Here is a 12498-nt window from a genome sequence, read left to right on the forward strand (position 1 = left end):
TGACTCTGTGGTATTCAGTGGCCGGAGGTAGTTTTCACGCCGCCTTCCGGGATGGGCACATACGGTGTTTCTTTGTCGGTACGTTGCGGTATCCGGCTGGCCTGACGCCAGATTTTCACGCCGTAAATCATAATGCTGTACACCACTACCAGGAACAGCAGGCTCAGCCCGGCATTAGTATAATTATTAATTACAATATGCTGCATATTGCTGGCCTGTTCCGGGGTCAGCTGGCTACCGGCGTCACGCAGACGTGACTGATACTCGCGGGCCATATAGAAAAAGCCTTCCAGTTGCGGATTATTGCTGAACAGCTTCAGACCTAATGCCCGGGTGGTACAGATCAGTAACCAGATGGCCGGCAGCAAGGGAACCCAGACATACCGTTGCCGTTTCATTTTGATAAGGATGACACAGCCCAGCATCAGCGCGACGGCGGCCAGCATCTGATTAGAAATACCGAACAGCGGCCACAGACTCTTCACGCCCCCCAACGGATCGACCACCCCCTGATACAGTAAATAGCCCCATAATCCGACGCAGCCCGCCGTGCCGATAATCCCGGCGGGCAGTGACTGTGTCTTTTTCAGGAAAGGAATAAAGTTACCGAGCAGATCCTGCAACATATAGCGCCCGGACCGGGTTCCGGCATCCAGAGCGGTCAGGATAAACAGAGCTTCGAACAGGATCCCGAAGTGATACCAGAATCCCATATCTGCCATTGGCATAATTTTATGGAACACCTCGGCAATCCCCACGGCCAGTGTCGGGGCTCCCCCGGCCCGGTTCAGTACCGACGGTTCCCCGATACTTTGCGCGGTTTGCAGGATCTGTTCCGGGGTGATCACAAAGCCCCAGGAACTGACCGTGGCGGCAGCGCGGGTCGTCACCTCCTGCAGTTGTGCCATGATCAGCGGGGCATTTTCGCCTCCCATCTGATGCAGATCAGGCATGGTGATGCCGAGGGTGGCGGGCGGGCTGTTCATGGCAAAATAGAGACCGGGTTCGATCACCGAGGCGGCGACCAGAGCCATCATGGCAACGAAGGATTCCATCAGCATGGCACCGTAACCGATAAAACGGGCATCCTGTTCGTTGGCCAGCAGTTTCGGGGTTGTCCCGGAGGCGATTAGTGCGTGGAACCCTGAGACTGCGCCACAGGCGATAGTAATAAATAAAAACGGGAACAGGGCGCCTTTCCACAGCGGGCCGGTACCGTCGATAAACGGTGTCACTGCCGGCATTTTCAGATCCGGATTCAGGATCATAATCCCTGCGGCCAGACCGACAATCACCCCGATCTTCAGGAAAGTAGCCAGGTAATCCCGCGGGGCCAGGATCAGCCAGACCGGTAACAGGGCAGAGACAAAGGCATAGCCAATCAGGGTAAAGGTGATGGTGGTATCTTTAAAGGTCAGCGCCGGGCCCCAGTAAGGATCATGGGCGATGACACCGCCGAACCAGATAGAAAGCAGCAGTAATACCAGACCGATGACCGACACTTCACCCACGCGACCGGGCCGCAGAAAGCGCATATAAATCCCCATCAGCAGGGCAATAGGCACAGTAGAGCAGACGGTGAAAACGCCCCAGGGGCTTTCGGCCAGGGCTTTGACCACGATCAGTGCCAGCACCGCCAGAATAATAATCATGATCAGAAAACAGCCGAACAACGCGATGGTTCCGGGGACCGGCCCCATCTCCTGTTTAATAATCTCGCCGAGAGATGCCCCGTTACGGCGTGAGGAAATAAACAGCACCATAAAGTCCTGTACGGCCCCGGCCAGGACCACCCCGGAGAGCAGCCACAGCGTGCCGGGCAGATAGCCCATCTGTGCGGCCAGCACCGGCCCGACCAGCGGCCCCGCTCCGGCTATCGCGGCAAAGTGGTGGCCGAACAGAACATAACGGTTGGTCGGGACGTAATTCAGCCCGTCATTATTGAGTACGGCCGGTGTGGCCCGCGTCGGGTCAAGCTGCATGACTCTGCGGGCAATATAGAGACTGTAATAGCGATAGGCCACCAGATAGACAGAAACCGAGGCGACCACCAGCCACATCGCACTGATGGTTTCACCCCGCCGCAGGGCCACGATCGCAAGACATCCGGCCCCGAGTATCCCTAAACAAACCCAGGGCAGGTGCCTGAGAAATTTATGTTTATCCATAAGTTATCCGTAGTGTTAGCTGAACAGAAGTTAACGGTCCTGAGGTCTCCGGTCGGAGCCGGGGACGGTGCCTGGCCGGTCGGTGGCGGCACTCCCATCCTGGCGATTTTTGTTAGCTTGCGGGAAGAAAACCGGGCCAGTGGCGTTATAGGGAACAGAGCGGTTGCCGGTGACCGTGAGCGGTTCTTCGCGGGGCCGGGAACCGGTAAATTTGTGATGAGCTTCGCATCCGACTGGCAGGATCCGTCGTCCGTAAGAGACGGCGCAGACGGAATTTCAGTGATGATTTTCTGATTAAAAGAAAAAACGTGAGAGAACTCACCGGGTGTGAATGCTGTACTCCGGCTTAATCCGCGCCAGCGCTACGCCAGGCCGCTTGCTGAGCGGACGAAAAAGGGGATCATCCGGCGACCGCAGGAGCTGAACTCACTGTTCGCGGACGTTTTTACGGCCAATCCCGGGGGTGACGAGGTTGACGGCTGTGGGGACCAGACAGGGGAAGATTACAGGCAGTGGTGGCTTACGGGCAGAAAATCCCGGCTCTTCCGGATAGGGAACGGTTTGCGTGGCAACGGTGATACCGGGTTTTGACCGGGACCGGGGCCCGGCCCGATGACATCCTGAAGGGAGCGGTGTTCGGGGCAAGGAGGGCTGAGTTCTGCCGGAGACCCTGGCACTCACATTAGATATATACTGGCGGTATGACTTTCCCGTGCGGGGAAAATTTCGGCCCGGCCGGGCGGTACTTCCAGCGACGCCGTCCCGCAGAAAGGTTTCACCAAATAGTGGCGGTCAGCAGAGGGTAGCGGCCCGCAAAGTATATGATTTACTCTCACTGCTCTCACTGCTCTCACTGCTCTCACTGCTCTCAGGCCCGGAAAGCAGCGACCGGGGGCGCTGACCTTCAGTGATACTTCTGACGGCGGCCTCTTTGTGCCATCACTGCCGCCGCAGGGAGTTATGCTGGTGAATGCGCCCCGTTTATTGCAGCGATTTGCTGACCACCCGGCGGCGACGCTGTTCAGACCATAAGGTGAAGATTCCGGCAGAGGCGACAATCGCGGCACCCGCCAGCGTTGAGGAGACCGGTAAACTGTTCAGGAACAGGTAGCCGATGATCATCGACCAGACCAGCGTGGTGTAGTCAAACGGGGCCAGCAGTGAAGCATCCGTATAACGCAGGCTCAGGGTCACCAGAATCTGTGCCATTCCCCCGAAAAGGCCGCAGCCGATCAGTAACAGCAGCTGCAGTTTGTCCGGCACTATCCAGCCAAAAACCCAGCTCGCTAAGCCGATAAAGGTGGTCATCAGTGAAAAATAGAACACGATGGCACCCGGTTTCTCGATCCCGTTCAGGAAGCGGATCTGGATATTCGAGGTGGCCGTACAGAGTGCAGCGATTAATGCGAACAGCACGCCTAATGTGGCTCCGTTATGCAGTCCACGGCTGAACAGGGAGTCTCCCTGTCCGAGGCTTGCCGACAGCATCACAATAATTCCCGAGAACCCGACGATCACCGCCACCCAGCGGGAAAGCCGGACATGCTCTTTCAGCAGGATGGCTGCCATAATAACGGTGAACATCGGTGCGGCGTAACTCAGCGCCGTCGCATCGGCCAGCGAAATATAGACCAGCGCCAGATAGTTAAAATACATCCCGCCGGTGCCGGAAAAGCCCCGGATCAGGTGACCGAATATATTGCGGGTTCTGAGGTTTTCCAGAATATTGCCCTGCAGCTTCAGCCAGAACAGGAGCGGAAATAAAGCCACAAAGGAACGAAAGAAAATCACTTCACCGGTAGGCACCGAGCCATGCAATCCTTTCACGCAGGCCAGCATTAACGTCGAACAGAGACATGAGGCAATTTTTAACATTACCCCTAATTTGGAGTTCATTGTTTTACCCTGTGCAGTGAATGACCTCAGCCATTCCGGTGGTTAGCAGTCTCCTACCTTAGGGAGCGGGGGAGGCGGGCAGTTAACAGTATTTGGTTTTGGTCAGATAATTTTTGCTTATAACGCTGAGCAAATAAGGCGTTATCCCGCCATATAAATCCCCTATCGACCAACAGGCTTTACCTCTTACCCCTGGTATTTTTCTGTCGATATAGTTCATTCTGCACCGCAGAAAACCTATGTAAAAGTGACTGACTTTTTTCCTGCCTGCTGAACAGGTGGCAATGACTACATCTACAGGAGAATACTGCATGGCATTTAAAAAATACTCTTATCTGGCGCTGGCTTTACCCTTGCTGACCGCTGTGGGTACCGCGAAAGCGGACTTATTAGCCAATATCAAAACCAGCGGCGTATTAAAATGCGCTGTTTACTCTGACGTCCCGCCATTTGCTGCACCGGATCCGAAAACCCGGCAGTTAGCGGGGATGGATATCGATTTATGTAAGGCACTTGCCAGCCAGATGGGGGTGAAAGCTCAACTGGTACCGACCTCCGTAGAAGCCCGTGTGGCGGAAATTGCCACCGGACGTGCAGATGTACTGATTGCTAATCTGGCCTACACCAAAACCCGTGGCGATCAGATCCAGTTCAGTGACCCGTACTACGTCGCCAAAGAGATGCTGGTGGTGAAAAAGGCCAATGCCGGTAAGCCATTAACCTACTTCAAAGGTAAAAGGATCAGCGCCAATAAAGGTACCACCTCTGAGCAATCCATTGTGATGAAAGGCGGTAAACCGGTGACCTTCCAGGACGCGGCCTCTGCCTTCCTGGCGCTGGAGCAAAATAAAGTGGTGGGTTTTGTGACCAACACCATGACTGCCATCAAGATGATCAGCCAGGCCCAGAAGGACGGGATCAGTCTGGGAATGGTGAAAGAACCTATGGCGCTGGAACCTATCGGTGTCGGTATGAAGAAAGGCGAACCTCAGTTGCTGGCCGCCGTCAACAGCGGGCTGAAAGCGATGGATGATAACGGCACCATCGACAAGATCTGGAACCAGTGGATCGGGCCGAATACCGAATACAAAATGGTACGTGAAGAGCATGTACAGCCTCTGTCATCCCTGAAATTTCAGCCGCTGGAATAACGCATGGAATTACTTTCAGGTGCCCCGAAAACACCGTCCGGCAGCACGTCAGAAAGCGGAATGCTGTTATCTCTTTCCACCATGGGCTGCCGCGCCTGGCTTGCCGAGGCGCCCGGGACATTTGACCTTCACAGCCAGCGGCGGGTCTGGGCACTCGCTGCCCGGCTGAGAAGTGATGATCGCGTGGAAACGATCATCCCCGGGGTGACCAATCTTTTAGTGGTACTGAAAGAGATCCCCGGGGATGCCGAACGGGTCACGCACTGGCTGCAGGAGCTGTGGCTCGCTTCACAAGCGGTCACACTCAATGGCCGGCAGATAGAGATACCGGTGACCTACGGCGGAGAGCAGGCGATCGACCTGGAAGAGGTGTGCCGGCATACCGGTCTGGCTGCCGGGGAAGTGATCCGGCGGCATTACCAGGCGGAATACACGGTCTGTGCCGTCGGTAGTGCGCCGGGGTTCGGTTACCTTCACGGGCTGGATCCGGCACTGGCCACGCCCAGGAAGAAAACCCCTTCCCTGAATATGCTTAAAGGCACGGTCACGATCGGCGGACCTCAGACCGGGGTTTCGGTGTTAACCGGGCCGAACGGATGGAATGCCATCGGCTTTGCCTGTGCAGATTTCTTCGATCCGCTGCGGGATCCCCCGGCGCTGATCGCACCCGGAGATATCATTCGTTTTGTGCCGGAGAAAATTGAACTGTGATTGAAATCGAACAGAGTGCCGCACTGAATACAGTCCAGGATACCGGACGTTACGGCTGGCGTGATATTGGCGTGTCGGTGAGCGGCGCCATGGACTCACTGGCGCTGCGGGCCGGCAATATTCTGCTGAATAACCCGCAACAGGCGGCGGCCATCGAAATCCAGATGTTCCCATTCCGTGTGCGCTTTCTCCGTGATACTGCGATTGCCATCACCGGGGCGGATTGCCGGGCATTGCTCGACGGCAAACCCCTGTTGCCCTGGAGCGTCCGGCATGTACGTCAGGGAGAAACGCTGGAGTTACGTTTTCCGCGTCAGGGCGCACGGGGATATCTGTGCGTGGCCGGCGGAATCGATGTTCCCGAAGTGTTAGGTTCACGCAGTACGGCGCTGCGCGGAGAGTTCGGTGGACATGAAGGTCGTGCCCTGAAACGCGGAGATATTCTGAACACCGGTGACGCGCTGGCGCTGAATCTGCCGGAAGACGGCCTGAGTATTGTCCCGCCGGCACAGGCATTGGCCGAATTTTTCCCGGTAACCGAACAGGGAGAACTGAAGTTACGGGTTATCCCGTCCGGTGAGTTCGGACTCTTCACCGCCGACAGCGATCGTATCTGGCAGCAGAGCTGGAAAATCTCCATGCAAAGTAACCGTACCGGTTACCGTCTGAATGGCGCACCTCTGCGCCCGTCAAAAACCACAGAGCTTCGTTCTTACGGATTGATCCCCGGCATCATTCAGGTTCCGCCGGCCGGAGAGCCTATTATCCAGCTCAGTGACGCCAATACGGCCGGAGGCTACCCGAAGCTGGCCTGTGTTATCGAACAAGACCTATGGCGCCTGGGACAGCTCCAGCCAGGACAGTCCGTCTGGCTGGTGGAAAGCAGTGCCGCAGAAGCTCGCCGTGTTCAGGCAGCGACAGAACAGTGGCTGAATACACTGAAAGAGACGATGAGGCTGTGGGGAAATTCAGCCAACTGATAGAGGCAGAGTGAAATGAAGATTGATGTAAACTCAGATATGGGGGAAGGTTTCGGGGTTTATCAGCTCTGCGACGATGCGGAACTGATTAACTCTGTGTCTTCCGCCAACATCGCCTGCGGGGGCCATGCCGGGGACCCGGTATTAATGACCCGTCTGGTCCGTCTCGCGCGTCAGCGGGGTGTCGGGATTGGCGCGCATCCCGGGTATCCTGATCGACAAGGGTTCGGACGGCGTCCGCTGCCCTACACCGCCGATGAGATCTGCCAGCAAGTGGCTTACCAGCTGGGCGCACTACAGGCGATCGCTAAAGCCGAAGGCACATCGGTCGTCCATCTCAGTTTTCATGCGGCGATGGGGAACCGGATTAATCAGGATGAAGCTCTGGCAGACCGGGTGATGCAGATGCTGACCCGCATCGAACCCGGGCTGATTATCTTTTGTATGCCGGACTCTCTGATAGAGTCGGCAGCGCAGCGAGCCGGCCTGAAGACATTACCGTTATTTCTGGTAGACCGTGCCTATGACCGTCAGGGGCAACTGGTTCCCCGGGGCGTGGAAGGGGCGGTGATCACTGAAGAGGCGCAAGTCCGTGCCCGTGTCCGTCAGTTTTTAAACGACGGCACCGTGACGACGATTGAGGGATCGGTACTCCCGGTTCGCGCTCAGTCACTGCTGATCCACAGCGATACGCCGGGGTCGGTAACGCTGGCTTCACTGGTGCGCAGTGAGATTGAACGTTGTGGTCATACACTGGCAACCGCAGCCGACGTACTGAGTTAAGCCGGGAGAGAGACAAAAAAAACACCGTGGCCGAAAGGCACGGTGTTTTTTTTTTGCTGACCGGCCGCTCAGGCGGCCGGCAGACTATCAGGATAAAAAGCCCTGACAGAAAGCTTCGATACGGTCACAGCCGGTTTTCAGCCTTTCGGTGCTGGTCGCATAAGAGATACGGAAATACGGGCTCATTCCGTAAGCCGCCCCCTGAACGGTCACGACGAACTGTTCTTCGATCAGTGCCATGACAAAATCCGCATCACTGGTGATTTTTTTACCGCTGGCACAGGTACGACCAATAAATTCACTGATATTGATGTACAGATAAAATGCGCCGCCCGGTGTGTGGCAATGCAGCCCCGGGATGGCATTCAGTCGTTCCAGCACATAATCACGGCGCTGGCAGTAAATTTCTGCCCGTTCACGCAGTAAGTCCTGCGGGCCATTAAGCACCGCGACAGCCGCCGCCTGAGTGAGGGTACACACGCCGCCACTGTTCTGGGTGTTCACGTTACTCATGGCCGTGATCAATGGTTTCGGACCGCCGCAAAACCCGAGACGCCAGCCGGTCATCGAGTAGGCTTTGGATACACCGTTGACGGTCAGGGTCCGGTCATACAGGCGGGGTTCAGCCTGCGCCAGGGTGAAAAACTCACGCCCGTCATAAATCAGATGTTCATAAATATCATCGGTCATGATCCACAGGTCAGGGTATTTCAGTAAGACCTTACCGATAGCCTGTAATTCTTCTTTGGTTGCCACCGAGCCGGTCGGATTCCCCGGGAAATTCAGCAGCACCCATTTGGTTTTGTCGGTGATCGCTGCCTCAATATCTTCAGGTTGCGGAATAAACTCGTGCGCCTGCTGGCAGTTAACGGGCACAGGAATACCGCCGGCAAAACGGACGATATCGGCATAGCTGATCCAGGAAGGCCCGGGAATAACGACTTCATCACCCGGATTAATAGTGGCCATCATGGCATTAAAAATAATCTGCTTGGCCCCCCCTGCGGTCAGTATCTGGCTGACATCGTAATCCAGCTGGTTATCGCGTTTAAATTTATCGCGAATTGCCCGACGCAGTTCCGGCGTCCCGTCGGTCGGCGGATAGCGGGTATCTCCGTTCAGCGCAGCCTGATAAGCCGCATCGATGGCATGTTGCGGCGTCGGGAAGTCCGGTTCGCCGGTGGAGAGTACCACCACATCAATTCCCTGCGCTGCCAGGTCACGCGCTTTTTGTGTCATGGCAACAGAGGCGGAAACAGAAACTTTTTTCAGACGGTCAGAAATCTCAGGCATGGATTGTAATTCCGGATAACGAGGATGAAAACCGCGTAACAGACGGGCAGGCGAATGACGCGGTACCTAAATTAAGAAGGTAAACAGGCACTCCGGCAGCATAGATCGCCGGCCCGGTGGTCGATAATAACGGTTTGTTGTGGAGTCATAACTGAAGCTGATACCGGACGCCGGCGGGCAGAACAGGCCGGCATGGCCGGTCAGGGAGTTTACGGGTGATTATTTAAACAACATGATGAAAACAATGGGTTTTATTGCTTCTGATGCTTCGTAAGAGAACGCAGTGCACCCTGATGGTGCATTTTGTTTTCGCCTGCCGGTCCGTGGATGGGGGGCTGCTAAAAGAAATGCTTATACCCACAGGGTTTATTCTTCTGCTCCCCAGCCGTCCGATGTGGCATCAATTTTGCTTATATCTCTGTATTGTCTGATTAACCGGGATGACCTTATGAACCTGCGCCGACTGAAGTATTTCGTGAAAATAGTGGATATCGGCAGCCTGACACAGGCCGCGGATGTGCTGCATATTGCCCAGCCAGCACTCAGCCAGCAATTAGCCACGCTGGAAGGAGAGGTTAAACAACAATTAGTGATCCGCACCCAGCGGGGAGTGATCCCGACCGATGCAGGTAAAATTCTCTACGCCCATGCACAAGCGATTTTGCGGCAATGCGACCATGCGCAGAGTGCCATTGACGGTGCCGGTAAGGCACTGACCGGCCATGTCTCTGTCGGGCTGGCCCCTGGCACGGCGGCCCAGCAGCTGGCTTTACCCCTGATGGAAGAAGTCCAGCGCCAGCATCCCGGCATTATTCTGTACTTTAATGAAAACTTCGGGACCACCCTCAGTGAGCTGATCATGAACGGGCGCATGGACATGGCGGTCATCTACGATAACCGTCAAATTCATGGACTCCGGTTTATTTCATTAATGAAAGAGGATCTGTTTTTTGTCTGTCCGCATGCGCTGGGAAGCCCGGTTTCCAGTGTCAGTCTGACGGAGGTAGCAGGGTTTAATCTGTTCCTGCCCAGAATCTACAACATTATGCGAAAAGTGATCGATGATGCCTTTATCCGGCAAGGGATCCCTTATCGCGTCAGCTGTGAGATTGAATCCCAGACCACACTTAACGGCGCATTAGCGGCCGGACTGGGATGCACCATCATGCCGGAATCCGCCGCCAGGGCGATGCTGGAACCTGCCGGCGCCTGGATGGCAAAAATTATCAACCCGGAGATCCGTACCTCATTGTCATTCTGTATGTCTGATCACCTGCCGTTGTCTCAACCGGCGGAAGCGGTGAAGGATATTCTGCTGGCACTGATGGCCCCGCGGTCAAACGACAATACGCCGCTGATGCTGGCAGGTTAATAAGGCGGACTTATAGCAGCAAAACAAAAGCCTCTTTCCGGCCTCAGAAGTGAGCGGGATACAGTAACTGTGACTGTCCACTGAAAAGCGTCTGGTAGCAGGTAACCTCATGAATGGAATAAAATTGTCTGATTTACGACACATAGCCCAACGAATGGCTAAAGCCAGATTAGATGAACTGGCACTGTGTCACGAAGGGGTTTCTGTACGTATGCGTTTTGCTCCGCAGCAAGCCCAGCCCGGTAGCCCGCCAGCCCCTGTGATGACCCCCCCGCAAGAGGATCTGCCCTCTGATCGCACCGCGACGATCACGGCGACCGGTCCGGGACAGTTTCTGCCCAGACATCCTGCTCATGAACAAAATTATGTCGCCCCCGGCAGTCAAATTACTGCCGGTGATTTACTCGGGGTTATCCGTATGGGCGGGGTCTATTTACCGCTGTACAGTCCCGTAACCGGCACAGTAACCCGTCTTCACCCGGCAGACGAATATGTTGAATATGGTCAGCCGGTGGTGGTGGTCGAACAGGCGGTGTAACGTCCTTTATGCCGGTATAAGCCCCCCTTATTGGCTCACAGCGTTTACGTCTTACACCGCCGATTGAAAACTGAATACAGTCAGAAGAAATGAACTGGCAGCCTGACTGCCATGATTAGGAAAAAAGAATATGCCATTTTCAGATTATAAAGTTGCGTTAGTCACCGGGGCTTCGGCCGGGATGGGTGAAGCCATCGTTGAGCGTTTATGTCAGCAGGGGATCCGTGTTCATGCGGTCGCCCGTCGTGAAGGACCGCTTAACGCATTGGCAGAACGCACCGGGTGTATTCCCCATGCCATCGATGTCGGTGATTTATCGGCCCTGACAGAATTATGCCGTGACCTGCAGGTGGATATTCTGGTCAATAACGCCGGGGTCTCCCGCCCGGGTTCCATCCTGAATGCCGATGAAGAATCGGTGGATACTCAGGTCGATGTCAACCTGCGTGCCGTATTACATCTTTGCCGTTTACTGGTACCGGGCATGGTGGAAAGGGACTGCGGGCACGTCATTAACATCACCTCGATTGCCGCTATTTATAATTTTAATGGCAACTCGATTTATCATGCGACAAAAGCCGGTGTTCATGCGCTCTCCCGCCAGTTACGCGTCGACTGCTATGGAAAACGGGTACGGATCACCGAAATCTGTCCGGGCCGTGTGGCCACTGACATTTTCGGTAATGTCTCCGGCGATCACGAACAGGCGAAAAAGCAGTTTATTGATGGGTTTGAACTGCCCCGCGCAGAAGATATCGCAGACTGTGTTGCCTTTGCGTTATCCGCCCCGGTCGCCGTAAACATCGGTAATATCGAAATTACCCCGACACTGCAGGTGCCAGGCGGACTTTCAACCATGCGCCCGGCAGACAGCGCCTCAGGCTCAGAATAGGGAGAAACCGGCAATGGCACTCAATTTCAGCGCAGTAGTGACCGGTCAGCATGGTCAGATGATAGTGAATGGCATGGTGGTGAGTCTTGAACTGGCTGTGGGTGCCTGGATACTGGCGATGTTTCTTGCCTTCATTCTGGTGGTGATCCGCCTCAGTAAGTCGCGCATCGCACACTGGCTGGTCGCGGCTTACGTCTCCTATCATCGAAATGTCCCGACGCTGATACAGCTGATGATTTGGTATTTTGCAATACCGACCCTGCTGCCGGATTCGGTACAGGACACGCTGAATAACTACGATACCGAATTCCTGTTTTCGTTAATGGCATTGGGATTCTGTCAGGGCGCGTACTTCTCTGAAGATATCCGCAGCGGATTACGGGCCATTCCTGCCGGTCAGACAGAAGCGGCCAGGGCGATAGGTATGGGCTACCTGCAGGCGATGCGGCTGGTGATCCTGCCTCAGGCCATCCGTAATGCGTTACCTTCGGTGATCAATCACACTGTCTTACTGTTCAAAAATACCAGCCTGGCGATGGTGATTGGGGTAGCAGAACTGACGTATGTCACCCGGGATATTGAAAACCAGACATTCCGCACCTTTGAGTCGTATCTGGTGGCCAGTGCCGGCTATCTTGTTTTCTCTCTGTTATTAATGGGGGCAGGAGCCATGCTCGCCCGTCGCTTTCAGCGCGCATACCAAAGGTAATCATT

At 55.1% G+C, this 12498-nt stretch carries 12 protein-coding genes; 9 read left to right on the plus strand and 3 right to left on the minus strand.

Annotated features, from left to right (window positions below; all coding sequences use genetic code 11):
- Positions 1 to 14: 14 nt before the first annotated feature.
- Positions 15 to 2168 carry a carbon starvation CstA family protein gene (locus tag JK223_RS08370; protein WP_212713732.1) on the minus strand — a complete coding sequence of 718 codons (2154 nt, stop codon included), beginning with the start codon at positions 2166 to 2168 and terminating at the stop codon, positions 15 to 17.
- Between JK223_RS08370 and JK223_RS08375 the strand changes: the two genes are divergently transcribed.
- A complete protein-coding gene (locus JK223_RS08375) occupies positions 2157 to 2462 on the plus strand; it encodes a hypothetical protein (protein ID WP_212713733.1) in 306 nt (101 codons plus the stop codon). The genes JK223_RS08370 and JK223_RS08375 overlap by 12 nt on opposite strands.
- 687 nt (positions 2463 to 3149) lie before the next feature.
- On the opposite strand, the gene JK223_RS08380 is transcribed toward JK223_RS08375, so the two are convergent.
- Positions 3150 to 4064, minus strand: coding sequence for a DMT family transporter (locus JK223_RS08380; RefSeq protein WP_212713734.1), 915 nt, complete (start codon positions 4062 to 4064; stop codon positions 3150 to 3152).
- Positions 4065 to 4375: 311 nt separating this feature from the next.
- Between JK223_RS08380 and JK223_RS08385 the strand changes: the two genes are divergently transcribed.
- From JK223_RS08385 to JK223_RS08400, 4 genes are read left to right on the plus strand one after another with little or no spacing between them, the layout of a single operon-like run.
- Complete coding sequence (locus tag JK223_RS08385) at positions 4376 to 5215, plus strand: transporter substrate-binding domain-containing protein (protein ID WP_212713735.1); 840 nt, start codon at positions 4376 to 4378, stop codon at positions 5213 to 5215.
- 60 nt (positions 5216 to 5275) lie between these two features.
- Positions 5276 to 5926: a 5-oxoprolinase subunit PxpB gene (gene pxpB, locus JK223_RS08390; RefSeq protein ID WP_249213544.1), complete on the plus strand. Its 651-nt coding sequence runs from the start codon at positions 5276 to 5278 to the stop codon at positions 5924 to 5926.
- Positions 5923 to 6906 (plus strand): biotin-dependent carboxyltransferase family protein, encoded by a 984-nt coding sequence (locus JK223_RS08395; protein ID WP_212713736.1) that lies wholly within the window; start codon positions 5923 to 5925, stop codon positions 6904 to 6906. The genes pxpB and JK223_RS08395 overlap by 4 nt, the downstream gene beginning before the upstream one ends.
- Before the next feature lie 15 nt (positions 6907 to 6921).
- Entirely contained in the window at positions 6922 to 7689 is a 768-nt protein-coding gene (locus JK223_RS08400; RefSeq protein ID WP_212713737.1) for a LamB/YcsF family protein, read from the plus strand.
- Between the two features lie 87 nt (positions 7690 to 7776).
- On the opposite strand, the gene JK223_RS08405 is transcribed toward JK223_RS08400, so the two are convergent.
- The gene (locus tag JK223_RS08405) at positions 7777 to 8982 is read right to left on the minus strand and encodes a pyridoxal phosphate-dependent aminotransferase (RefSeq protein ID WP_212713738.1); all 1206 of its coding nucleotides are present in this window, start codon (positions 8980 to 8982) and stop codon (positions 7777 to 7779) included.
- Positions 8983 to 9430: 448 nt separating this feature from the next.
- Between JK223_RS08405 and nac the strand changes: the two genes are divergently transcribed.
- The 4 genes from nac (at position 9431) to JK223_RS08425 (ending at position 12493) form a co-directional block, all read left to right on the plus strand.
- Entirely contained in the window at positions 9431 to 10354 is a 924-nt protein-coding gene (gene nac, locus JK223_RS08410; protein WP_212713739.1) for a nitrogen assimilation transcriptional regulator NAC, read from the plus strand.
- A 109-nt stretch (positions 10355 to 10463) separates the two neighbouring features.
- On the plus strand, positions 10464 to 10892 hold the full coding sequence (locus JK223_RS08415; RefSeq protein WP_212713740.1) for a hypothetical protein: 429 nt from the start codon (positions 10464 to 10466) through the stop codon (positions 10890 to 10892).
- 130 nt (positions 10893 to 11022) lie between these two features.
- Positions 11023 to 11784, plus strand: coding sequence for an SDR family oxidoreductase (locus JK223_RS08420; protein WP_212713741.1), 762 nt, complete (start codon positions 11023 to 11025; stop codon positions 11782 to 11784).
- Positions 11785 to 11797: 13 nt separating this feature from the next.
- Positions 11798 to 12493, plus strand: coding sequence for an amino acid ABC transporter permease (locus JK223_RS08425; protein WP_212713742.1), 696 nt, complete (start codon positions 11798 to 11800; stop codon positions 12491 to 12493).
- The last annotated feature ends 5 nt before the right edge of the window (positions 12494 to 12498 follow it).

Source organism: Tatumella sp. JGM118 (assembly GCF_018257515.1).
GTDB classification, from domain to species: domain Bacteria; phylum Pseudomonadota; class Gammaproteobacteria; order Enterobacterales; family Enterobacteriaceae; genus Tatumella; species Tatumella terrea.